Origin of the sequence: Lysobacter panacisoli (assembly GCF_009765165.1) — a bacterium.
Classification (GTDB): Bacteria; Pseudomonadota; Gammaproteobacteria; order Xanthomonadales; family Xanthomonadaceae; genus Lysobacter_J; species Lysobacter_J panacisoli.
This window is the reverse complement of sequence record NZ_VLNU01000001.1, coordinates 2622937-2645368: the sequence shown is the minus strand read 5'-3', so window position 1 is coordinate 2645368 and position 22432 is coordinate 2622937. Positions and strand designations below refer to the sequence as shown.

Sequence of the window (22432 nt, the reverse complement as noted above, 5' to 3'; positions counted from 1 at the left end):
TCCGCTCGCAAGCGAGCGGGTTACTTTTGTCCTGGCAAAAGTAACCAAAACCGTTCGCTCCTCTCACGAGCCGCCGCTACGCGGCGGTGCCCTGCGCGCCTACGCCGCAAAGGGGCACGCCGCCCAAACTCGCTGCGCTGCGCTCCGCTCAAACAGTGGGCGGCTCTTCGGCCCCTTTCCGGCTCCGGTGCTCGGCTCGATCGGAAGTCGCTGAAGGGCGAAGAGCAAGAACAACAGCAGTGCACGGCAACAGCAACAGCAGTCACGTAGCCCGGGTAAGCGAAGCGCACCCGGGAAGTGCAGGGAATGCCCCGGGTGCGCTTCGCTTACCCGGGCTACGGCACTACGGCACACAACGGCGGCGACAGTGGGGGCCTTCGCTCTTGCTCGGCTTCGCGAACAGCCCGCTCGTTTCTAGCCCCGGAGGGCGTCGCACAGGACGTGCGGCGCTTCGCGCGGAGGCAGGAGCCGACTCGCGAAGGCACCCTTTCGCTGTCCGGTCGCAGGACTGGGTTGGATCTCAATGACTCTTTCTTTTGGTTACTTTTTCTTTGGGTCAGCAAAGAAAAGTAACCCGACCGGCTTTAGACGGTCGGAAGCTGTTGCTATTGCTCCAACGCTGTTGCTCGAAAGCGGTTGCCAATGCCCAGCGTCACCACGCCCGCAAGTACTGCTCCGGCGCATGCAGGTCGCCTGACAACTCCTTCGCCGCGCGACGCGGGAAATACGGATCGCGCAGCAGTTCGCGCGCGAACAGGACCACATCCGCATCGCCGCGATCCACGATCGACTCGGCGTGTTCGGACTTCGTGATCAAGCCCACCGCGCCCGTCGCGATACCCGCCTCGCGTCGGATACGCGCCGCAAACGGCACCTGGTAGCCCGGTTCCAGCGGAATCTTCGTGCCGTGCACGAGGCCGCCACTCGATACGTCGATCAGATCGACGCCGCGCGTCTTGGCGATGCGCGCCAGCTCGATGCTCTGCTCCACATCCCAGCCGCCGTCGGCCCAGTCGGTCGCGGACACGCGCAACCACAACGGCAGGCGCTCCGGCCAGACCTTGCGCACCGCGTCGATCACTTCCAGCAGCAGGCGGATGCGGTTCTCGAACGTACCACCGTAGGTGTCGGTACGATGGTTCGACAGCGGCGACAGGAACTGGTGCAGCAGGTAGCCGTGCGCGGCGTGCAGTTCGATCAGGCGGAAGCCCGCGGCCTGCGCGCGCCACGCGGCGGAGGCAAAGTCATCGACGATGTTGTGCAGCTCGCTCGTCGCCAGCGCGCGCGGCACCGCCGAGGTTTCGCTGAAGGCGATCGCCGACGGCGCGACCGGAGTCCAGCCGCCGTCTTCCGCGGTGACCGCGATGCCGCCCAGCCACGGCGGTGCGACGCTGGCCTTGCGCCCGGCGTGGGCGAGCTGGATGCCCGGCACCGCGCCCTGGCAGGCCATGAAGCGTGCGATGCGCGACCATGCCTCGGCCTGGCGGTCGTTCCACAGGCCGGTGTCGGAGGGCGAGATGCGACCTTCGGCCGAGACGGCGCTGGCCTCGGCGATGATCGCGCCCGCGCCGCCGACCGCGCGGCTGCCCAGATGGACCAGGTGCCAGTCGTTGGGAACACCATCCACCGCCGAGTACTGGCACATCGGCGCCACGACCAGACGGTTGCGCAGCGTGAGCGAGCGCTGTTCGAGAGGATCGAAGAGACGGGGCACGGTGGGACTCCAGGCGATGCGACGGCGAGACACGAACAAGATGGTGCGTCCATGCGGCCGTCAGGACAGCCCCCATCGGTGGGTTGCTGCATTCCATCGTCATGGCACCATCGCCGGATGACCCCGCGACCCGCTCCTGCGCTGGCCCAGGCCCTTCACGACCGGCCCGACGCCCCGCTGTGCGTGGGCTACAGCGGCGGGCTGGATTCGACCGTGCTGCTGCACCTGCTCGCCGCCGCGCCGCGCGAGACCGGCCTGCGCGCGGTGCACGTGCACCACGGCCTGCATCCGCAGGCCGACGCGTGGGCGCAGCACTGCGTGCAAACGTGTGCGGCGCTGGGCGTGCCGTTGGAGATCGTGCACGTCACGGTGGTGCCCGACGGCAACGGGCTGGAAGCCGCCGCGCGTGCGGCGCGCCATGCCGCGTTCGAACGCGCACTCGCGCCGGGCGAAGTGCTGGTGCTGGCGCACCATCGCGACGACCAGGCCGAGACCTTCCTCCTGCGCGCCCTGCGCGCGTCGGGCCCCGACGGACTCGCGGCGATGCGGCGCTGGCGTGCGTTCGGTACGGGCTCACTGTGGCGACCGCTGCTCGCGCACGGCCGTGACGACCTGCAGGCCTGGGCGCAGGCGCACGGGCTGTCGTGGATCGACGATCCGAGCAATGCCGACACGCGGCTGGACCGCAACTTCCTGCGCCAGCACGTGCTGCCGCTATTGCGCGAACGCTGGCCGCAGGCGGACGCGACCCTGGCGCAGTCGGCCGCGCTGTGCGCGCAGGCACACGAACTGCTGGACGACGGCGATGCGCTGGCACTCGCCGAGGTGACGACGGCCGATCCGCAGGCCCTCTCGCGCACACGCCTGATGGCATTGCCGGCCGCTCGCCGTGCGCGCGTGCTGCGGCAATGGATCGCATCGCTACGATTGCCGCCCTTGCCCGCGAACGGCGTCGAGCGCATCGAAGCCGAACTGCTCGGCGCGCGCGACGACGCCGAGCCGGAATTCCACTGGCACGGCGTGGTCATACGCGCCTGGCGCGACCTGCTGTGGGCCGGCCATCGGCGCCCGCCGCTGCCCGGGGATTGGCACGCGGACTGGGACGGCTCATCGCCGCTCACGTTGCCGCACGGCGGCGCGCTGCGACTGGACGGCGCGGCGAGGTTCGACGAGGCGCTCATCGCGCGGGCGCGGCAGGGCGGAGAGCGCATCGCGCTGCCGGGACGCCGCCATTCGCATGCGCTCAAGCACGTCCTGCAGGACCTCGGCATCCCGCCGTGGGAACGCGAACGACTGCCCCTGCTGTTCGACCGCGAAGGCAGCCTGCTGGCCGCTGGCGACGTGGCCCTCTCGGACGCATTCGACCGCTGGCTGCGCGATCGCGGCGCCCGCCTGTGCTGGGAACCGTGGCCACTGCCCACGCCCGGCAATTGATTCCGTTTCTTCCGGGCCGCAAACTTCGCCCATGCCCCGCAACCCCGCCAACGAAGACTCGCCCGCCGTTTCGCCGGTCGCCGATTTCGAGAAGTCGCTGGACGCGCTCGAACAACTGGTCGAGAAGATGGAGCACGGCGAGATGAGCCTCGAGGACTCGCTCGCCGCGTACGAGCGCGGCGTCGGTCTCTATCGCCGCTGCCAGACCGCGCTCGAACAGGCCGAGCTGCGCGTGCGCCTGCTCAGCGATCCGCAGAATCCCGCCGCCGGCGAGCCGTTCCACGCACCGCCCGCCCAGAACGGCAACGATGGCTGACCTCGCCGGCTGGCGCGAACGCGCCGACGCCGCCCTGCAACGCGCCCTGCCCGACCCGCAGACCTCGCCGCAGCGCCTGCACGCGGCGATGCGCCACGCCGTGCTGCTCGGCGGCAAACGCATGCGTCCGCTGCTGGTGTACGCCGCCGGCTCGGTGTTCGGCGCGTCGCTGGACACGCTCGACGCGCCCGCGGTCGCGGTCGAACTGATCCACGCCTACTCGCTGGTCCACGACGACCTGCCGGCGATGGACGACGACGCCCTGCGTCGCGGCCAGCCGACCGTGCACGTCGCGTTCGACGAAGCCACCGCGATCCTCGCCGGCGACGCGCTGCAATCGCTCGCCTTCGACGTGCTCGCGCACGCGCCAGTCGACGCCGCGATCTGCGTCGGCCTGATCCGCACGCTCGCCATCGCCTCCGGCAGCGCGGGCATGTGCGGCGGACAGGCGCTCGACCTGGCCGCGACCGGCAACGGCACGTCGCTGTCGGTGGACGAACTGGAAACGCTGCACTCGCTCAAGACCGGTGCGCTGATCCGCGCGGCCGTGCGCATGGGCGCGCTGTGCGGCGGCGCGACGCAGAACGAACGCATTCGCCTGGATCGCTACGCGACCGCGCTCGGCCTCGCCTTCCAGGTACGCGACGACATCCTCGACATCGAAGGCGACAGCGCCACGCTCGGCAAGACCGCCGGCAAGGACGTCGCGCAGGACAAGGCCACATTCCCGGCGCTGATCGGCCTGGACGCATCGCGCGCGCGGCTGGAAGAACTGCGCGACACCATGACCGAAGCACTGGCGCCGTTCGGCGCGCGTGCGGACGCATTGACCGCGCTGGGACGGATGGCGATCGAACGGGATCGCTGAGGGCGAATCGAGGTGTAGCAAGCTGTCATCCCCGCGAAGGCGGGGATCCATGTCGCCGACCCGACTCCGCCTTCCGGCGAGCGCGATGCAAGCACGGTTGGATAGTTCCGCCGTTCGGCGACCCAAGAGACCCCGCCTTCGCGGGAATGACGGCAAAAAAGAACGCCCGCTTCGACGAAGCGGGCGTTCCTGTTTTCCGGTTTCGGCTCGAACGGCTGGTGGCGCTTACTTCACCAGCCGCATCGTGAACGGATAGCGGTAGGCCACGCCGTCGTTGGACTTGATCGCCGCGATGATCGTGAAGACCAGCCACGCGATGCCGATGACGATCCATGCCGGGATCGCGATCAGGAAGCCGATGCCCAGGGTGATGAACACCAGCACCCACAGCGCGAAGAACACGATCGCCACGGTGATGTTGTAGTTCAGCGCTTCCTTCGCCTGGTCGTCGACGAAGGGCATCGTGTCCTTCTTCAACAGCCAGATGATCAGCGGGCCGAGGAACGTGCCCCAACCGCCGATGCCGGACGTCAGCACCGCGCCGAGGATCGCCGACAGGTGCGCGAACATCGCCCACTGGCGCTGTTCGGCGACGATGCCACTGGGATGGTCCTGCGACGGCGGAGGTGGCGGAGGTGGTGCGGAGGCCTGACTCGGATCGAACGGGTTTTCGCTCATGACCTGCTCCTTGGAGTGGACGGGCCCACTTTCCGCCGGGGCCGCTGACAGGTCAAGCATCGAACGTCACGCCCGCGCGGGGGCTCAGCCTTCCGATTCGCCCGCCACCGTCATGCGTCCGACCAGGATCGAACCGGTGCGCACGTGCGAACGCGGATCGACGTCGCTGCCGACCGCTTCGATCGCCGTGTACATGTTGCGCAGGTTGCCGGCCACGGTGATGCCGTCGACCGGATACTGGATCTGTCCGTTCTCCACCCAGAATCCCGCGGCGCCGCGCGAGTAATCGCCGGTCACGGTGTTCACGCCCTGCCCCATCAGCTCGGTCACCAGCAAGCCACGGCCCATGCCGCGCAGCATCGATTCGAAATCGCCCGCGTTCGCCTCGATCTGCAGGTTGTGCACGCCGCCTGCGTTGGCTGTGGTCGCAAGCCCAAGCTTGCGCGCCGAGTAGCTGCCGAGGATGTAACGCTGCAGCACGCCACCCGTCACCAGCGGCGATTCGCGCGTGGCCACGCCTTCGGCATCGAATGAAGCGGAACGGAAACCGCGCGGCAGGAACGGCAGTTCGTCGACCGCGAACCAGTCCGGGAACAGCTTCGTGCCGACGCTGTCGACGAGGAAGCTGGCGCGACGGTACAGCGCGCCGCCGGACACCGCGCCGAGCAGGTGGCCGACCAGCGAACGGGCCATTTCCGCGGCGAACAGCACCGGGTATTCGCCGGTGGCTATCTGGCGCGGCTGCAGGCGCGAAGCGGCGCGCTGCGCAGCCTTGCGGCCGATGGTCGCGGCCGATTCCAGGTCGTCGGCGGACAGGCCGATGCTGTACCAGCCGTCGCGCTGCATCGCATCGCCACGGCCGGCGATCAACGCGCAGCCGAGGCTGTGCTGGGTGCTGCGCTCGCGGCCGATGAAACCGTGCGAGTTGGCGTAGACGCTGATGCTCTCGCCCGTGCCGACCGAGGCGCCGTCGGAATTCTCGATGCGCGCGTCGCTATCGCGACCGGCCTGCTCGCAGGCGAGCGCGAGGTCGAGGGCGCGGTCGGCGTCGATCATCCACGGATGCCACGAGTCGAATTCGCGCAGGTCCTTCGCCATCAGCGCGGCATCGGCCAGCCCGGCGGCCGCGTCGTCCTCGGTGTGGCGCGCGATCGCGCAGGCCTGTTCGACCGTGGATTCCAGGCTTTCCTCGCGCAGGTCGGCGGTGCTGGCGCTACCTTTGCGCTGGCCGAAGTACACCGTCACCGAGATGCCGCGGTCGCGCGTGGACTCGACCGTCTCCACCTCGCCCATGCGCACGTTGACGTTGAGGCCGGATTCCTCCGAGCAGGACACCTCGGCCTGGGTCGCGCCCTGGGCGCGGCAGGCGTCCAGCAGGCGCTGCGAGATGTCCGCGAGGGCGTCCAGGCGGGCATGGCTGTCGCCGAGCGAGGTCGCGTAGGCCGGCAGGCTGGAAGGTTCGATCACGTTCAATGGCTTATCCTTTCACTGGCGATCCGGCGGCAGGCCCGCGGATCGGATTTCTTCAAGGCGGTTACGCGCGGACACCGCGGCGCCCGCCAGGCAACCGGAAGTGGACACATGCGTGGTAGAGACGACGAAACCGGCGAGTTCCTGAGCCCGAGCCGCAGCCAGAACCGGCGCGAGGCGCTGGAAGTGCTGGCCCTGGGCGAGAAACTGGTGTCGCTGACCGAGGCCCAGCTGGCGAAGCTGCCCGTACCCGAGTCGCTGCTGCCGCACATCCGCGAGTGCAAGCGCATCACCGCGCACATCGCGCACAAGCGCCAGCTCGCGTACCTGGCCAAGCAGATGCGCCGCGAGGACGACGACGTGCTGGAAGCGCTGCGCGACGCGCTCGACGAGGACGGCGACGCCGCGCGGCGCGAAGTCGCGGCGATGCACCGCGTCGAGGCGTGGCGGGAGCGCCTGCTCGCCGACGGCGATGCCGCGCTGGCGCAGTTGCTCGACGAATACCCGACCGCCGACCGCCAGCACTTGCGCCAGCTCGTGCGCGGCGCGCTCGACGAGCGCAACAAGAACAAGCCGCCGCGGCAGTTCCGCGAGCTGTACCGCGAGCTGCGCGAGGTGATCCTGGGCACGGGTACGGCGTCCGACGATACCGACGAACTGGCCGACGACGACGCCGAGTAATCCCTTTCTCCGGCGGAGAAGGGAAGCGGCGTCCATCACGCCTGCGTACCGCCCACCGTCAGCTGGTCGATCAGCAGCGACGGCTGACCGACGCCCACCGGCACGCTCTGCCCGTCCTTGCCGCATACGCCCACGCCTTCGTCCAGCGCGAGGTCGTGGCCGATCATCTTGACCCGCTGCATCGTCTCCGGGCCGTTGCCGATCAAGGTCGCGCCCTTCACCGGCGCGGTGATCTTTCCATCCTCGATCAGATAGGCCTCGGTCGCGGAGAACACGTATTTTCCGCTGGTGATGTCGACCTGGCCGCCGCCGAAGTTGACCGCGTACAGGCCCTTCTTCACCGAGCGGATCATCTCTTCCGGATCGTGCTGGCCGGCGAGCATGTAGGTGTTGGTCATGCGCGGCATCGGCAGGTGCGCGAACGACTCGCGACGGCCATTGCCGGTCGGCGTCATGCCCATCAGGCGCGCGTTGAGCGTGTCCTGCATGTAGCCCACCAGGACGCCATCTTCGATCAGCGTGGTGCAGTTGGTCGGCGTGCCTTCGTCGTCGACGTTGAGCGAGCCCCGACGACCGGCGAGCGTGCCGTCGTCGACGATGGTCACGCCCGGCGACGCCACGCGCTGGCCCATGCGGCCGGCATAGGTCGAGGTGCCCTTGCGGTTGAAGTCGCCTTCCAGGCCGTGGCCGACCGCTTCGTGCAGCAACACCCCTGGCCAGCCGCTGCCGAGCACCACCGGCATGATGCCGGCAGGTGCGTCGATCGCTTCCAGGTTCACCAGCGCCTGGCGCAGCGCTTCGCGCGCGAGCTTCTCCGGCTTGTCGCCGTCGAGCAGCTCCGCGTAGCTGTAGCGACCGCCACCGCCGGCATAGCCGCTCTCGCGACGGCCGTTCTGTTCGACGATCACCTGCACGTTCAGGCGCACCAGCGGACGCACGTCGGCGGCGAGCACGCCGTCGGTGCGCGCGACGAGGATCGTGTCCACGCCGCCGGACAGGCTCACCATCACCTGCTTCACGCGCGGATCGGCGGCACGCAGCAGGCGGTCGACGCGACGCAGCGCTTCGACCTTGGCTTCATTGGCGTAACCGTCGATCGGATCTTCCGGCGCGTACAGCTCACGACCGCCGCCGCGCACCAGCGCGTGCGAGGCATGCACCGCACCGTCGCGGGCGATGGCGCGCGCCGACTTCGACGCCGACAGCAGCGCCTGCGTGTTGATTTCGTCCGAATAGGCAAAGCCCGTCTTCTCGCCGCTGATCGCGCGCACGCCGACGCCCTGCTCGATCGAATGCGCGCCGTCCTTGACGATGCCGTCCTCGACGGTCCAGCTCTCGCGGCGTGCGTGCTGGAAATACAGGTCGCCGTAGTCGACGCCCGGGCCCATCAGCGTGCCGAAGGTGCGTTCGAGCCCACCCGCGTCGAGCCCGGCGGGCAGCAGGAGGCGGGTTTCGGCAATCTGGATCGGCAGGGTCATTCGGTGATCTCGACAGGAATTCGGTGTCGCCCAGCGCCCGGCTGGGGGCGCGGCGAACAAGGTGGGACGGACGGCGATGCCGTCGTGGGGAAGATGGTGGCACAACCGGCGAATCCAACCGGTGAGTGCCCGGCGATGGCCGCCTACGGCGGCCGCGACACGCGGGGTTCAGCGGGGCGGCGTGGCGTCCGCGCGCCCCTGCTGGCTGCCGACCACCTCGACCTTGGGCTCCTTCCAGGGTCCGGTCACGCGGTAGGTGCGCGATGCCATCTCGCCCAGCGGCTTCTGCAGGACCGCATTGGCGGCCGCGCCGATGGCCGCGCCGACCGGCCCGCCGGCGATCGCGCCCGCCACGGTCAGCAGGTTGCCGGCCTTGGGCCGGACCTCGATGGTCTGGTCGAAGCTCTGCGCGCGCAGGTTCGCGCTGCCACGGATCATGATGGCCGCGGCCGGTCCGTCGATGGACAGGTTGTCGCTGTGCGCGGTGCCCCCCGCGAAGCGCACCGTGCCGCCGGCCTCGTTGAAGGCGAAGCCCTTGGAGAAGAAATCACGGAAGTCGAGCATCAAGCGCCGCGGTAGCTGGGCGAGGCTGAGCAGTCCCAGCACACGGCCCGCGCCGGGTTCGACTTCGAGCAGGCGACCGTCGCGGATCTTCGCGTCGAGCGTGCCGTCCAGCGAAGCGACGTTGAACGCAGCCGGGCTGCCGGCCCACGACGCGTCGAAGTGCATCGTGCCCACACCGCCCGCGAGCTGCTGGCCCATGCCGAAGCCGGACAGCAACTGACCGAGGTCGTCGCTGTCGATGCGCACGTCCAGCGCGGTGCGCGACGATTCGCCGCGCCCGTTCCAGTCGCCGCTGACGTCGATGCGCTGGCGCTCGCCGCGCATCTGCACCTGCTCGATGCGCATGCCGGTGGCGGTGGGATGCGTGCGCATCTTCGCCTCACCCATGCGTGCGTCGGCCACGCGCAGGTCGGCGATGTCGATGGTCAGTGGCGGGATCTTCGCCGGATTGAATGGATCCTCGACAACGACCGGCGCGGCATCCGGCGCGGCGGCCGTACTCGCCCCCGCACGCCTGGGCGCGCGCCAGTGCATGCGCTCGAAGCGCCCTGCAATCGCCGCACCTTCGGCCGCGGGAACCAGCACCGCGCCCTGCAGCGCCGCGCCCTCGACCTGCACCGCGGTCGCACCCTGCGGCGCCGGCACGACCACCAGGTGCGTTTCGGGGAACACGCCGCCGAGCAGGTTCAGCCGCTGCGCCGTGACGTCGATGCGCTGCAGCGGCAGGCCGTCGCCGCTGCCGCCGTGCAACAGGCCGATCCAGTCGATCGCATCCAGGCTCATCGCGCGTCCGGTCGCGACCAGGCCGCGCGCGGGCGGAAGGTCGTCCACGCGACTGCTGCCCAGCGCGAGACGGATGCCGGTCTGGCCGTTCTGGCTGCGCGCACGCACCGCGATCAGGTTGCCCAGGTTCACGCGCACGTCGCCGCTGCCCATCGGCAACGGCGTTTCCACCGAGGTCGCGAGCGAATCCCCTGCCGGCTTGCGCAGTGGCGCCGGCAGGTCGAGCGCCGTGCCGACCAGGTTCGTCTGCAACTGCAGCAACGTCGGCGCGGTCCTGCCCGGCGCCGTCTTCGGAATCGCGATGCCGACCGTCCACGCGGAACGTCCGCTCACGTGCGGCTTCAGCCACGCCAGTTCCGGCGCGCGATCGAGCAGCTCCGGAGCCGACATCTGTGCATCGAGCCCGGCTTCGAACACGTTGCCCTTGTCGCGCACGAAATCGTTGCCCGCGCGCAGCGACAGCGAACCGGGCTGGCCTTCGTGACGCACCTTCAGTCCTTCGGCGCGGAAGCCGCCGCGCGCGTACTCGGCGCGTCCGTTGACCTGGTCGAACGCGAGCTTCCACCTCGGATCGGCGAGCTTGGCGTCCTTCAGTTCGACGTCGCCGGCGATCGTCGTCACCGCATTCGGATGCAACGGCATGTTCATGCGGAAGCCGACCTTCGCCGGACCGTTCGCGACGACGTTCTTCAACGTGTCGGCGTGTTCCTTCTGCAACGGGCTCTCGCGCAGTAGCTGCACCAGCTGCATCGCATCGCCCGCGCCCTGTGCCTCCACGGTGAGCGCGCCGCCGCGATAGTGATCGATGCCCGCGCGCACGCGTTCGATGCCGACGCCGGCAAGGCGGCCGCGACCTTCGACGGTGAAACCGTCGGCGACGAAGGCGATGTCCGCATCGAGCGCATCGACCGCCGGCCACTCGGGCTGGAACTTGATCACTGCGCCGTCGAGTCGCGCGCGTGCGTCGAACAGACCGTCGTGGTTGCGGAAAGGCCAATTGTCGAGATCGCCCGATATCACCGCGCGACCGTCGCGCAGGTGGCCACCGACCAATGCGTTGTCGAGCCAGTCGACCACGCGCGGCGGCATCAGGTGGCGGATCCAGAAGCCCTTCGCGACCGGCAACGGGGTTTCGTCGATGGCGGCGGCGATATCGATCCACGGACGCGTGCCATCGCCCTGCCACCACAGACCGCCGCGCGCGTGCACGCCGAAGCCCTGGCCCTTCACGCGCAACGCCGGCGTGCCGATGCGCCAGCCCGCGCCTTCGCGCCAGCCGGCGACTGCGCCTTCGAGGTTCACGGTGTGGCTCACGCCGAAGCCGCTCGGCCAGTCGAAACGCATCGGGGATTTCGGATCGAGCTGCAGGTTGAAGCCGTCGGCGTCGCCGTCGAACTCACCCGCCAGTCCGCTCAGTCCCGGCGCGTTCCCGACCGCTTCGAAGCCGAACGAGTCGATGCGCGCATGCGCACGCACCGCGCCGCCGCGCACGCCGGCCACGTCGATACGTTGCAGCGCCACGCGCGGCCGCGTGTTGTGCAGCCACGCGCGCAGTCCGGGCGCAAGGCGATCGCTCAGCGCGGCCGCGGCCAGCAGCGGACCGGCATCGATGCGGTCCGCGCGCAGCGCGTAGCGATTGCCGCCGGCGACAGCGAGGCCGTCGAGTTTCTGGGTCAGTCCGACGCTGTCGATGCGCAGCTTCGGTGCGTCCGCGCGCCAGCCGCCGTCGATCGCCTGCCAGCGCGCGAGTGCTTCGACGTGCGAAAACGCCACGCGCGGAATCGTGCTGCCGGCCAGCGCGGCTCCGCGCAGCCCGACCTGGTCGAGCGCGACGTCGGCGGTGACGCGGGTGATGCGATGCCCACGCAGGTCCGCCCACGCTTCGGCGCGACCCTGCCCGCTTTCCGCACCGACGCCGGCGACCTGCGCCAGTGCGGCCCATGCGGAAAGATCCGCGCGACGAGCGCCGACGTAGGCGCGTCCATCGCCCTGGCGACGGTCGAAATCGAGTACGGCGTCGAGCGGCGACGTCGCCGCACCGGGCACTCCGGTGCCAGGCCATGCGCGCACGCCGGCGCGCACGCGCGGGCCGTCCACGCGCAGGCGCAGGTTGATGCGCGGGATGCGCGCGTCGACGCCGAGCTGCGGAACGATCACGGTGAGCTTGCCGTCGATCACCTGCAATTCGCCGAGACCTTCCAGCGCCGACAGCGGATCGCGCTGCGCGGGTTGTTCCTGTCCGGGCAGGCCGCGCACTTTCCAGCGCCCGTCGTCGGCGCGTTCGAGCGTGAGGTCCAGACCGCGCAGGCGCAGCTCGGAGAACGCATGCCCCGGCAGCAGGCCCGCGTACACCGACACCAGCATCTCGGCATCGCCGACGGTGAACTCCTGCGTGCCTTCGCCGACGCGCAGGTTGTCCAGGCGAAGCAGCGGGCCACGACGCGTCCACGCCGTCTCGACGCGATCGAACGTCACCGGTCGGCCAGCGCGCTCGCTCAACCACGCAGCGATCCGCTGCGGATTGCTTTCGGCCATCGGCAGTACCTGGCTCGCGACGGCCAGCACGAGTGCGACCAGCACCAGCGTCAGCGCGACGGTGTAGGCCAGTCCACGCCGGGCCAGGCGCAAGCGGCGGCGCATCGGAGTGGGCATCAGCGCTCCCCGCGCACGACCGCAGCCACGGTGTTACAGCAGCACGACATCGAACTGCTCCTGCGCGTACTGATCGTCCGCCTGGAAGCGGATCGACTTGCCCAGGAATTCCTCCAGTTCGGCGACCGCCGCGGATTCTTCGTCGGTGATGCGCGCGACGACCTTCGGCGAGGCGATCACCAGCAGGCGTTGCGCATCGAACTGGCGCACCTGGCGGACGATGTCGCGGAAGATCTCGTAGGTCACCGTCTCGGGCGTCTTCAGCGTGCCGCGCCCGCCGCACTCGTGGCAGGGCTCGCTGAGCTGGCGCTCCAGGCTTTCGGTGGTGCGCTTGCGCGTCATCTCCACCAGCCCCAGCGGCGAGAATTCGTACACCGTGGTCTTGGCGTGGTCGCGCGCGAGCGACTTTTCCAGCTGTCGCAGCACCTGGCGTTTGTGCTCGGCATCGGTCATGTCGATGAAGTCGATGATGATGATGCCGCCCAGGTTGCGCAGGCGCAGCTGGCGCGCCACCGACTGCGCCGCTTCGAGATTGGTGCGGTACACCGTTTCCTCGAGGTTGCGCTGGCCGAGGAACGAACCGGTGTTGATGTCCACCGTCGTCATCGCTTCGGTCTGGTCGATGACCAGGTAGCCACCGGACTTCAGCGGCACTTCCTTGTCCAGTGCGCGCTGGATCTCGTCCTCGACGCCGTACAGGTCGAAGATGGGGCGTGCGCCGGTGTAGTGCTCGATCTTTTCATCGAGACCCGGCATGTACTGCGCCGCGAACACGCGCAGGCGTTCGCAGGTCTCGCGCGAATCCACGCGCACCTTCTCCACGTCCTTGCGCATGAGGTCGCGCACGGCACGCAGCGGCAGGTTCAGGTCTTCGTACACGCGCTCGCCGACGCGTGCGTTGCGGGCGCGTTCCTCGATCAGGCCCCACACGCGGGCGAGGTAACCGACGTCCTCGCTCAGCTGCTCTTCCGGCTGGCCTTCGGCGTTGGTGCGCACGATGTAGCCGTGGCCCTCGCCCGATGGCGCGGCCGCGGTGATGTGCGCCTTCAGGCGCGCACGCTCGGCTTCGTCCTCGATGCGCGCCGACACACCGACCACGCGCGTGCGCGGCAACAGCACCAGGTAACGCGAGGGAATGCTCAGCTGCGTGGTCAGGCGCGCGCCCTTGCTGCCGATGGGATCCTTCACCACCTGCACGACGATGTCCTGGCCTTCGCGCAGCAGCTCGGCGATGGGACGCGTCGGTGCGGGCGGCAGCGGCGCTTCCTCGCCGGCGTTCTCGCCTTCGGCGACGGGCACCGGCTTGACGATGTCCGCCGCGTGCAGGAACGCCGCACGCTCCAGGCCGATATCGACGAACGCGGCCTGCATGCCGGGCATCACCCGCTGCACCTTGCCCTTGTAGATGTTGCCCACCACGCCGCGACGCCAGCCGCGCTCGATGTGCAGTTCCTGCAGCATGCCGTTCTCGACGACCGCTACGCGGGTCTCACGCGGGGTGACGTTTACAAGAATCTCTTCCGACATCTCAGCCCCCCAGGCATCCGGTGCAACGCAAACGCGCTGGCCTCACTTCAACACCCCGAACTCGCGCAGCAGTTTGGCCGTCTCGTACAGCGGCAGGCCCATGACCCCGGAATAGCTGCCGGAGAGCCGGGTGGTGAACGCCTCGGCCAGACCCTGGATGGCGTACGCGCCGGCGCGGCCATGCGGCTCGCCGCTGGCGACGTAGGCGTCGATCTGCGCCTCGCCCAGGGGGGCGAAGGTGACTTCGGAAATCGATACCGCCTGGCCCTCGCGCGACGGCGAGACCAGCGACACCGCGGAAATGACCTGATGGGTGCGGCCGGACAGCCGGCGCAGCATCGCCGCCGCGCCCGCGTCGTCGGCCGGCTTGCCGAAGACCTCGCCATCGAGGACCACCTCGGTATCGGAACCGAGCACGACCGCGCTCGGGTTGGCGACCACTTTCAGCAGGCCGGCGCCCGCTTTCTCCCGGGCGACGCGACGGACGTAGTCCTCCGCGGGCTCGCCGGGCTGCGGATGTTCCGGGATGTCGATGTCGAGTGCACCGAATTCGGCACCGGGCTGGCCCGACAGCAGCCGGCCCAGCAATTCGTGACGGCGTGGGGATTTGGAGGCGAGATACAGCATCGGCAAAGCATAACCCGCACTGACTGGGGCTCCGAACGGGCATCATCGTTAACCCCGACCGGGCTCACGAATCGTTCACCGGATCGCCAAGACCCTAGGGCCCGTCGCAGACGGCAGCCCTGTTTCCCCCACCACGAGGAGTTGTCCATGCCCCAGCTGTCGACCCGCTTCACGCTGCGCCCGCTCGTCCTTGCCGCCGCCCTCGCCTTCGGAGCCCTGCCCGCCGTGAGCCCTGCCCAGACCACGCCCTTCGTCGCCACCGACGGCACGCTGCTGAACGTGTCGGCCCAGGCCGAAGCGCGCCGCGCGCCGGACATCGCCACGCTGTCCACCGGCGTGGTGACCCAGGCCGCCGACGCCAATGCCGCGATGCGCGCCAATGCCGAGCAGATGGCCAAGGTCGTCGCCGCGATCAAGGCCGCCGGCATCGCCGAGCGCGACGTGCAGACCAGCGGGGTCAACCTCAACCCGCAATACAAGTACGGCGAGAACCAGCCGCCGACCATCACCGGTTACCAGGCGATCAACAACGTCAACGTCACCGTGCGCGACATCGCCAAGCTCGGGAAGATCATGGACGCGCTGGTCGCCACCGGCGCCAACCAGATCAACGGCCCGACCTTCGACCTCGACGACGCGAAGAAGGAAGCCGCCTACGACGAAGCCCGCCGCGCGGCGGTGGAGAAGGCACAGGCGCGCGCCGAGATGTACGCCAAGACCCTGGGCAAGAAGGTGCGCCGCATCGTCAGCATCAGCGAAGGCGGCAGCTTCGCCCCGCCGCGCCCGATGCCGATGATGGCGATGAAGGCGATGGATCGCATGGAATCCACGCCGATCTCACCGGGCGAAAACACTCTGTCGGTCAATCTCGACGTGGTGTTCGAACTCGGGAACTGACGATGGCCCACTCCGGAAAGACCGCTCCGCCCGCCCCCGATCCGCGTCCCGGCCACAATCCGGGTTACGCCGAGCCGAAGCCGCGCGACCGCGACGACGTGCGTGCTCCGCACCCGAAGCGCGAGCCCGATCCGGACGAAGGTGGACTGGAACGCGAACCGGAAAAGGGACCGGAGTCCAACTAAGCAGCGTGATCGTGATGCATCGAAGGGCCCGCCTTGCGCGGGCCCTTCTCTTTTTGTGCCGAGCGTGCACGGCCTCAACCCCATCGCGCGCGCTGGCACGTTGGCGATTCATGGCAACCACAGGAGGTCCTGCCATGACCCACGCCGCATCGTTTCCGTTCCCGCCGCGCGAACCCATCGACGCCGGCCGCATCGCCGCCAATACGGGCACCCTCCTCGTCAACGCTGCGCTGATCCTGTTGCTGCTCATACCGCTGACGGCACACGTGGTGCGCGAGCCGCCTGCGCGTGAGGAAGGGCCCATCATCTACGAGCCCGTCAAGCCGAAGCCGATCAAGCCGCCGGAGCATGTGGAGATCCGACAGCGCCCGCCGACGCCCACCTCGCAGCCGTCGCTGCATCCGCAGCCGATCGCGCGCAACGAGACGCCCGTGGTCGATCCGCAGCCGGGTGACATCGCGATCGAACCTGCGCAGATCGCCGTCGACGAAGGCGCGACGCTCGATCCCATGCCGCCCGCTGCGGCCGCGCAACTGCAAGCGCTGAACTCGCCACCGCCGCCGTATCCTGGCCAGGCGATGCGCGACGGACTGACCGGCGTGGTCGAACTGGAAATCCTCGTCGGCATCGACGGACGCCCGCTCGACGTGCGCATCGTGCGCAGCAGCGGCCATCGCGTGCTCGATCAGGCAGCATCGCGAACCGTGCTCAAGCGCTGGACGTTCCAGCCAGCGATGCGCGACGGACAACCCGTGCAGGCACTGGGGCGCGTGCCGATCGAGTTCTCGTTGCAGTGATCTGACCCGTACCGCGAACGATCCGCTTCGCGCGGATCGTTCGCGTCAGTGCAGAGATTCACGCCCGGTGATACGGATGGTTCGCCAGCAGCGCAGCGGCGCGATACAGCTGTTCCGCCGCGACCAATCGCACCAGCATGTGCGGCAACGTTAGCGGGCCGAGCGACCACGATTCGTCGCCGCGCGCGATCACTTCCGGCGCATGGCCTTCGGGACCGCCGATCAGGAACGCCAGGTCGCGGCCCTGTGCGCGCCAATGTTCAAGCCGCTGCGCGAGCTGTTCCGACGACCAGGGCTTGCCGCGTCCGTCCAGCGTCACCACCAGCGCGTTCTTTGGCAACGCGGCCAGCACGCGCGCGCCTTCGTCCTGCATCGCGCGCGCGGCGTCCCGGCCCTTGCCACGCAGGCCGGGCTCGACTTCGACCAGTTCCAGCGGGAGCCAATGCGACAGGCGCTTCTGGTATTCGCCGAATCCCTCGGCCACCCAGCGCGGCGCACGCTCGCCCACGGCGATCAGTTTCGCTTTCATTACGGGGATGGTAGCGGTTGCGCGTCACGATCCGGTGCGCTGACGCGCGGGTGTCATCTTCCGGCCATGCCGCGCTCCTAGCGTTCGGGCTTCCCCCAGCCCCGCAGGAGATACAGATGGATGCGTTCGATCCCTCCCGCCGCCAGGTCCTGAAAGGCAGTGCCGCCGCGATGGCGGTGGGTGCCATCGGCAGCCTCAGCGCGTTGTACACGCGCCAGGCGCTCGCCGCCGGCGACCCCACCCGCCTCGCCCCCATCCCCAGCCGCTACGGCGTCCTCGCCCCCGTCGCCGACCGCAGCACCGGGCTGCCGCTGCTGCAATTGCCGCGCGGCTTCAGCTACCGCTCCTTCGGCTGGAGCGGCGACCGCATGAGCGACGGCCTGCCCTGCCCCGATCGCCACGACGGCATGGCGGTGGTGTCGGTCCGCAAGCCCGGTCGCGGTCCGCGCGATCATCACGGAAACGGCTATGGACACGGCCATGAGCTGGTCCTGATCCGCAACCACGAACGTGGCGCGGCCACGCCGATCAACGCGCCCGGCGTGTACGACAGCGGCGATCTCGGCGGCGGCCAGTTTGCCGGCGGCGGCACGACCACGCTCACGTTCCGCAATGGCGAATGGCACGACATCGAAGCCAGCCTCGGCGGCACGGTGGTGAATTGCGCCGGCGGCCCGACGCCGTGGGGCTCGTGGCTAAGCTGCGAGGAGATCAAGAGCGACGCGGTGTCGAGCGCCGGCAAGAAGCACGGCTACGTGTTCGAAGTACACGCCGATGCCGAACGCACCAGCGGCCGGCCGCTGGTGGGACTGGGTCGTTTCAGCCACGAGGCCGTGGCGATCGATCCGCGCACCGGGATCGTCTATCTCACCGAGGACGACCGCAACAAGTCCGCGCTCTACCGTTTCATTCCCAGCGATCGTGCGGGACGCTATGGCTCGCTCGAACACGGCGGCCGCCTGCAGGCCGCGCGCGTGCGCGGTCGCCCCAACGCCGACCTCACCGTCGCCGCCATCGGCGACGAATACGCGCTGGACTGGGTCGACGTTCCCGATCCGGATCTCGACAGCATCGCCGCGCCGGCCGGCTTTCCCGACATTTCCGCCGGCGAGACGCTCAGCGGTCCGTTCGCGCAGGCGTGGAGTTCCGGCGCACTGCGCATGAGCCGTGGTGAAGGCATCTGGCACAGCTCGGGCCGCATGTTCATCGTCGACACGAGCACCGGCGTGGACGCGCAGGGGCGTCGCGGTCGTGGCAACGGGTCGGTGTGGGTGCTGGACCTGGCCACGCAGCGCATCCGTGCGTTGTTCGTCAGCGGCAACCAGCTGGCCGCGCACAACCCGGACAACATCACCGTCAGCGCGCGCGGCGGCGTATTGCTGTGCGAGGACGGTGGCGAAAGCCCGGACGAATACGGCCCCGGCGCGCGCCTGATCGGCCTGACCCGACGCGGCGAGTCGTTCTACTTCTGCAAGAACAACATCGAACTCACCTCGACCCAGATCGCGAACGCGGGCAAGACCATCGAGGAAGGCGACTACCGCGAGTCCGAATTCTGCGGCGCCTGCTGGGATCCGTGGAGCCGCACGCTGTTCGTCAACATCCAGACGCCGGGCATCACCTTCGCGATCACCGGTCCGTGGGAGCGCGGTCACCTCTAAGCGGCACAGTCCCGCTGGCTGCCCCTCTCCCGCATGGGAGAGGGGCAGCGCCCGACACCGGGCCGCCCCACCCCGCCCGCTATACTTCGCGCTCGAATCCCACGAGCGCATCGCATGACCGCCCCCGCTTCCGAGCAAGTCGTCCACGAACTGGTCGAACTGCTCTCGCTCGAGCGCCTGGAAGACAACCTCTTCCGCGGACAGAGCCGCGACATCGGCACCAAGTACGTGTTCGGTGGCCAGGTGCTGGGCCAGGCCCTGTCGGCCGCGCAGGCGACGATGAAGGAACCGCGCGGCGCGCATTCGCTGCACGCGTACTTCCTCCGCGCCGGCGATATCGCCGCGCCGATCGTCTACCAGATCGACCGCACCCGCGACGGCGGCAGCTTCTCGGTGCGCCGCGTCACCGCGATCCAGCATGGCGAAGTGATCTTCTTCATGGCCGCCTCGTTCCAGCAGGAAGAGGACGGTGTCGAACACCAGCTGTCGATGCCCGAAGTGCCCAAGCCCGAGGACATCGAACCCGCACTGGCGGTGCCCGAGCACGTGATGGCGACGCTGCCGATCAAGATCCAGCGCTGGCTTTCGCGCAAAGGGCCGTTCGAGTTCCGCCACGTGTACCCGCGCGACGAACTCAACCCGCCCAAGCGCCCGCCGTACCAGCAGTTCTGGTTCCGCCTGTCCGAGCGCGTCGGCGATGCGCCGGAACTGCATCGCGCCCTGCTTGCCTACGCCTCCGACTTCCACCTGCTCGGTACGGCCACTTTCCCGCACGGCATCAGCTACTACCAGCCGAACGTGCAGATGGCCTCGCTCGACCACGCGCTGTGGTTCCATCGTCCGTTCCGCGCCGACGACTGGCTGCTGTACTCGATCGACAGCCCCAGCGTGCAGGGCGGTCGCGGCCTCGCGCGCGGACAGATCTTCGATCGCAGTGGCCGGCTCGTCGCCAGCACCGCGCAGGAAGGCCTGATCCGCGTGGTCAAGGACGCAGCGGCCGCGGCACACGTGCCGGCGAAGGAATGACGCTGCGATGAGACAGGTCTTCAGCAGCCAGCGCCTGGAAAACGTCGAGTCCGTCGCGCAGATGCTGCGCGACGCCGACATCGAGGTGCGCATCACCAACGGCCGTTCGTACAAGGGCGGTCGTCGCGGCACTTTCAGCTACAGCGACGAAGCCGGGCCGAAGCCGGCGGTGTGGGTGGTGCGTTCGGAAGACAGCACGCGTGCGCGCGAGATCCTGCGCGAGGCCGGTCTGCTGGAAACCACGCGCGAGAGCTTCGCCGGCCCGAGCTTCCGCCTCGACAGCGAGAGCCCGGCCAAGTCGGCGAAGAACACGCGCATGTTGCGCATCAAGCTTCTGCTGATAGCCGGCATCGTCGTGATCGGCGGCTTGGCGATCATGCACGCGGTGAAGCTCGACATCCCGACCGAAGCGCTGAAGACGCATCCGCTCGACGGCTCGCCGGCGGCGATCCCGCAATCGCTCGCCGCGACGGTGTTCGCGCAGGAACTGCCGCGCGCGCGCATCGACGTGCTGTGCCTGTCGATCGACGGCCAGGACGTCTCGCCCGAACTGGCGCAGGCGATGCAGCAGGCGATCAAGGACGACAAGCGCCAGGTCGTGCCGGCGTCGCAGTGCGTGCGCACCGCCAACGAGGACGTCGGCAGCTCGCATCGCGCCTCCGGCCGGCCCGCGCTGATGATCGACGTGAACGCCTTCCGTCCGCAGTCGCGCGACGAGGAGAGCGGCCTGGTCACCGGCCTCGTCGACTACACGGCCTACCACCACCGCATGTCGGCGTCGTACAAGACGCTGGAAGTGAAACAGACCGAGGGCGGCTGGCAGGTCGTGCGCACGGTCAGGCACGTGGCGATGTGACGCGGCGGGCGCCGCCCCGCCGCCCGGATTCTCCGCCCCACAAAGAAAAAGCCCGTGCCGGGGAGAAACCGGCACGGGCTGAACCGTGGAACCTGTCCGTGGTCGCTCGATCCTATGGACCGCGCGACCCGGACAAAGTTCAGGGATGCATCGAAGGCTTCAGATCGTCGCGGGTCAGGAAGCCGTCGCGGTCCTCGTCCATGAAGGCGAAGGCCTTCTCCAGGCGCGGCATCTTCTCGCTGACCTCGACCCGGCTGAGCTTGCCGTCCTTGTTGAGGTCGGCGGCGGCGAAGCGCTCTTCCGCGCGCTTGGCACGCTCGGCCTCGCGCTGCGGGCGCATGCGGTCGTGGTACTTCGTCAGCTCGCTGCGGACGATGTAGCCGTCGCGGTTGGCGTCGATCTGGTCGAAGGACGTGGCGATCCGCTCCAGGCCCACGGCTTCGCTGCGGCTGATGCGACCGTCGCCGTCCTTGTCGGCCGCGACCACGCCGCCCATGCCACCGTGCCCACCACGGTGGCCGTGGCCCTTGCGGTGCGGGCGTTCGGACGCGTCGAGACGGCCGTCCTTGTTGCGGTCGAGCTCGTCGAACTTCGCCGCCAGACGCGGATGCGCGGCGGCCTCGCTGCGATCGACGGCGCCGTCGTTGTTGACGTCCAGCTTCGGTCGCGGTGCGTCCCCGGCCTGCGGTGCGGCCAGCGCGGTACCGGCGACGACCGCGGCGACGGCGGTGGCGAGCAGTGCGGAAAGGGTGTTGCGATTCATGGATACGACTCCTGCGGGCGGCACCGGGCGGCGCCGATGACCACAACAACGTCCCGGCACCGCGACGGTTGACGTACGGCCGGCCGCGTTCAGTCTGGCGACAGCGTTCCCCTCACGTGCGGCGGCGCTATGCTCCGGGCATGGGCACCGAACCGCAGGACAGCGACGATCTCCGCCTGTTCCACACGGGGGAACACGCGTGCGGCTACTGGCCGGACCGATCGGCCCGCGACCTGGTGCTCGATCCGCGCGACCCGCGCCTGCGCCACTGGTATCCGCACGCGCTGGGCTGGGGCTTCCGCCGCTCCGGCGACATCGTCTACCGCCCGCATTGCGCCAACTGCCGCGCGTGCGTGGCGGTGCGCATTCCGGTCGACCGCTTCGAACCCGACCGCAGCCAGCGCCGTTGCCTCGCGCGCAACGCGCACGTGGAGATGCGCGTGCTGCCCACGCAGCGCACGGCCGAACAGCTCGCCCTGTACCGCCGCTACCTCGCCTCGCGCCACGCCGGTGGCGGCATGGACGGACATGGCGCGTCGGAGTTCGACCAGTTCCTGATCGGCAGCTGGAGCGAAGGCCGCTTCCTCGAACTGCGCGATCCCTCGCCGCAAGGCCCGGGCAAACTGCTCGCGGTCGCCGTCACCGACTGCACCGAGACCGCGCTCTCGGCCGTGTACACCTTCTACGATCCGGACGAAGCCCACCGCGGGCTGGGCACACTGGCGATCCTGCGCCAGCTGGAATGGGCACGCCGCGAACGGCGTCGCCACGTCTATCTCGGCTATTGGATCGAAGGCCATCCGAAGATGGACTACAAGCGCCGCTTCCGTCCTCTGGAGGCCTTCGATGGGCGCCAATGGCACGACCTGCCCTGAGCCCACCGCGACCGCCACGTCCTGTCATCCGCATCGCGCGAGGCCGTGACA

The 22432-nt window shown here is 69.2% G+C and carries 19 protein-coding genes and 1 pseudogene; 11 read left to right on the top strand and 9 right to left on the bottom strand.

What is annotated here, in order from left to right:
* Nucleotides 1-652: 652 nt before the first annotated feature.
* Complete coding sequence (locus FOF45_RS12360) at nt 653-1714, bottom strand: NADH:flavin oxidoreductase/NADH oxidase (protein WP_158985298.1); 1062 nt, start codon at nt 1712-1714, stop codon at nt 653-655.
* A 117-nt stretch (nt 1715-1831) separates the two neighbouring features.
* Between FOF45_RS12360 and tilS the strand changes: the two genes are divergently transcribed.
* The 3 genes from tilS to ispA are packed head-to-tail and all read left to right on the top strand — an operon-like array spanning nt 1832 to nt 4332.
* Entirely contained in the window at nt 1832-3148 is a 1317-nt protein-coding gene (gene tilS / locus FOF45_RS12355; protein WP_158985296.1) for a tRNA lysidine(34) synthetase TilS, read from the top strand.
* 31 nt (nt 3149-3179) lie between these two features.
* Nucleotides 3180-3464 (top strand): exodeoxyribonuclease VII small subunit, encoded by a 285-nt coding sequence (locus FOF45_RS12350; protein ID WP_158985294.1) that lies wholly within the window; start codon nt 3180-3182, stop codon nt 3462-3464.
* Nucleotides 3457-4332, top strand: coding sequence for a (2E,6E)-farnesyl diphosphate synthase (ispA, locus tag FOF45_RS12345; protein ID WP_158985292.1), 876 nt, complete (start codon nt 3457-3459; stop codon nt 4330-4332). Before FOF45_RS12350 ends, ispA begins: the two co-directional genes overlap by 8 nt.
* Before the next feature lie 225 nt (nt 4333-4557).
* Here the strand turns inward: ispA and FOF45_RS12340 are convergent, their stop codons facing one another.
* Nucleotides 4558-5010, bottom strand: coding sequence for a DUF4870 domain-containing protein (locus FOF45_RS12340; RefSeq protein WP_233264140.1), 453 nt, complete (start codon nt 5008-5010; stop codon nt 4558-4560).
* An 84-nt stretch (nt 5011-5094) separates the two neighbouring features.
* Nucleotides 5095-6483: a metalloprotease PmbA gene (pmbA, locus tag FOF45_RS12335; RefSeq protein WP_425481921.1), complete on the bottom strand. Its 1389-nt coding sequence runs from the start codon at nt 6481-6483 to the stop codon at nt 5095-5097.
* A gap of 108 nt (nt 6484-6591) precedes the next feature.
* On the opposite strand from pmbA, the gene yjgA reads away from it, so the two are divergent.
* Nucleotides 6592-7161 (top strand): ribosome biogenesis factor YjgA, encoded by a 570-nt coding sequence (gene yjgA, locus FOF45_RS12330; protein WP_158985290.1) that lies wholly within the window; start codon nt 6592-6594, stop codon nt 7159-7161.
* A gap of 35 nt (nt 7162-7196) precedes the next feature.
* Here yjgA and tldD read toward each other — a convergent pair whose 3' ends face one another.
* The 4 genes and pseudogenes from tldD to FOF45_RS12310 all read right to left on the bottom strand — a co-directional run bounded on the left by tldD (nt 7197) and on the right by FOF45_RS12310 (nt 14792).
* A complete protein-coding gene (gene tldD / locus FOF45_RS12325) occupies nt 7197-8639 on the bottom strand; it encodes a metalloprotease TldD (RefSeq protein WP_158985288.1) in 1443 nt (480 codons plus the stop codon).
* 143 nt (nt 8640-8782) lie between these two features.
* A pseudogene (locus tag FOF45_RS12320) lies at nt 8783-12638 on the bottom strand (YhdP family protein).
* 33 nt (nt 12639-12671) lie between these two features.
* On the bottom strand, nt 12672-14165 hold the full coding sequence (gene rng, locus FOF45_RS12315) for a ribonuclease G (protein WP_158985284.1): 1494 nt from the start codon (nt 14163-14165) through the stop codon (nt 12672-12674).
* Nucleotides 14166-14207: 42 nt separating this feature from the next.
* The gene (locus FOF45_RS12310) at nt 14208-14792 is read right to left on the bottom strand and encodes a Maf family protein (protein WP_325063854.1); all 585 of its coding nucleotides are present in this window, start codon (nt 14790-14792) and stop codon (nt 14208-14210) included.
* 147 nt (nt 14793-14939) lie between these two features.
* Here FOF45_RS12310 and FOF45_RS12305 point away from each other — a divergent pair, with 147 nt between their 5' ends.
* From FOF45_RS12305 to FOF45_RS12295, 3 genes are all read left to right on the top strand, one after another.
* Nucleotides 14940-15689, top strand: a complete 750-nt coding sequence (locus FOF45_RS12305; RefSeq protein ID WP_158985280.1) for an SIMPL domain-containing protein — start codon at nt 14940-14942, stop codon at nt 15687-15689.
* A gap of 2 nt (nt 15690-15691) precedes the next feature.
* A complete protein-coding gene (locus FOF45_RS12300) occupies nt 15692-15874 on the top strand; it encodes a hypothetical protein (RefSeq protein WP_158985278.1) in 183 nt (60 codons plus the stop codon).
* A gap of 134 nt (nt 15875-16008) precedes the next feature.
* Nucleotides 16009-16671: an energy transducer TonB gene (locus tag FOF45_RS12295; protein ID WP_233264139.1), complete on the top strand. Its 663-nt coding sequence runs from the start codon at nt 16009-16011 to the stop codon at nt 16669-16671.
* A gap of 58 nt (nt 16672-16729) precedes the next feature.
* Here FOF45_RS12295 and rlmH read toward each other — a convergent pair whose 3' ends face one another.
* On the bottom strand, nt 16730-17200 hold the full coding sequence (rlmH, locus tag FOF45_RS12290; protein WP_158985274.1) for a 23S rRNA (pseudouridine(1915)-N(3))-methyltransferase RlmH: 471 nt from the start codon (nt 17198-17200) through the stop codon (nt 16730-16732).
* 116 nt (nt 17201-17316) lie between these two features.
* On the opposite strand from rlmH, the gene FOF45_RS12285 reads away from it, so the two are divergent.
* The 3 genes from FOF45_RS12285 (at nt 17317) to FOF45_RS12275 (ending at nt 20743) form a co-directional block, all read left to right on the top strand.
* Nucleotides 17317-18861, top strand: a complete 1545-nt coding sequence (locus tag FOF45_RS12285; RefSeq protein ID WP_158985272.1) for an alkaline phosphatase PhoX — start codon at nt 17317-17319, stop codon at nt 18859-18861.
* Between the two features lie 114 nt (nt 18862-18975).
* On the top strand, nt 18976-19887 hold the full coding sequence (gene tesB, locus FOF45_RS12280) for an acyl-CoA thioesterase II (protein ID WP_158985270.1): 912 nt from the start codon (nt 18976-18978) through the stop codon (nt 19885-19887).
* Nucleotides 19888-19894: 7 nt separating this feature from the next.
* On the top strand, nt 19895-20743 hold the full coding sequence (locus tag FOF45_RS12275) for a hypothetical protein (protein WP_158985268.1): 849 nt from the start codon (nt 19895-19897) through the stop codon (nt 20741-20743).
* A gap of 139 nt (nt 20744-20882) precedes the next feature.
* On the opposite strand, the gene FOF45_RS12270 is transcribed toward FOF45_RS12275, so the two are convergent.
* A complete protein-coding gene (locus FOF45_RS12270; protein WP_158985266.1) occupies nt 20883-21506 on the bottom strand; it encodes an EF-hand domain-containing protein in 624 nt (207 codons plus the stop codon).
* A 140-nt stretch (nt 21507-21646) separates the two neighbouring features.
* On the opposite strand from FOF45_RS12270, the gene FOF45_RS12265 reads away from it, so the two are divergent.
* Nucleotides 21647-22381, top strand: coding sequence for an arginyltransferase (locus FOF45_RS12265; RefSeq protein WP_158985264.1), 735 nt, complete (start codon nt 21647-21649; stop codon nt 22379-22381).
* Nucleotides 22382-22432 lie beyond the last annotated feature (51 nt).

What these genes read in the sequence shown, in the direction of transcription:
- tilS (WP_158985296.1), top strand. Translation starts at nt 1,832, where the DNA reads ATGACCCCGCGACCCGCTCCTGCGCTGGCCCAGGCCCTTCACGACCGG.
- FOF45_RS12350 (WP_158985294.1), top strand. Translation starts at nt 3,180, where the DNA reads ATGCCCCGCAACCCCGCCAACGAAGACTCGCCCGCCGTTTCGCCGGTC.
- ispA (WP_158985292.1), top strand. Translation starts at nt 3,457, where the DNA reads ATGGCTGACCTCGCCGGCTGGCGCGAACGCGCCGACGCCGCCCTGCAA.
- FOF45_RS12340 (WP_233264140.1), bottom strand. Translation starts at nt 5,010, where the DNA reads ATGAGCGAAAACCCGTTCGATCCGAGTCAGGCCTCCGCACCACCTCCG.
- yjgA (WP_158985290.1), top strand. Translation starts at nt 6,592, where the DNA reads ATGCGTGGTAGAGACGACGAAACCGGCGAGTTCCTGAGCCCGAGCCGC.
- tldD (WP_158985288.1), bottom strand. Translation starts at nt 8,639, where the DNA reads ATGACCCTGCCGATCCAGATTGCCGAAACCCGCCTCCTGCTGCCCGCC.
- rng (WP_158985284.1), bottom strand. Translation starts at nt 14,165, where the DNA reads ATGTCGGAAGAGATTCTTGTAAACGTCACCCCGCGTGAGACCCGCGTA.
- FOF45_RS12310 (WP_325063854.1), bottom strand. Translation starts at nt 14,792, where the DNA reads ATGCTGTATCTCGCCTCCAAATCCCCACGCCGTCACGAATTGCTGGGC.
- FOF45_RS12305 (WP_158985280.1), top strand. Translation starts at nt 14,940, where the DNA reads ATGCCCCAGCTGTCGACCCGCTTCACGCTGCGCCCGCTCGTCCTTGCC.
- FOF45_RS12300 (WP_158985278.1), top strand. Translation starts at nt 15,692, where the DNA reads ATGGCCCACTCCGGAAAGACCGCTCCGCCCGCCCCCGATCCGCGTCCC.
- FOF45_RS12295 (WP_233264139.1), top strand. Translation starts at nt 16,009, where the DNA reads ATGACCCACGCCGCATCGTTTCCGTTCCCGCCGCGCGAACCCATCGAC.
- rlmH (WP_158985274.1), bottom strand. Translation starts at nt 17,200, where the DNA reads ATGAAAGCGAAACTGATCGCCGTGGGCGAGCGTGCGCCGCGCTGGGTG.
- FOF45_RS12285 (WP_158985272.1), top strand. Translation starts at nt 17,317, where the DNA reads ATGGATGCGTTCGATCCCTCCCGCCGCCAGGTCCTGAAAGGCAGTGCC.
- tesB (WP_158985270.1), top strand. Translation starts at nt 18,976, where the DNA reads ATGACCGCCCCCGCTTCCGAGCAAGTCGTCCACGAACTGGTCGAACTG.
- FOF45_RS12275 (WP_158985268.1), top strand. Translation starts at nt 19,895, where the DNA reads ATGAGACAGGTCTTCAGCAGCCAGCGCCTGGAAAACGTCGAGTCCGTC.
- FOF45_RS12270 (WP_158985266.1), bottom strand. Translation starts at nt 21,506, where the DNA reads ATGAATCGCAACACCCTTTCCGCACTGCTCGCCACCGCCGTCGCCGCG.
- FOF45_RS12265 (WP_158985264.1), top strand. Translation starts at nt 21,647, where the DNA reads ATGGGCACCGAACCGCAGGACAGCGACGATCTCCGCCTGTTCCACACG.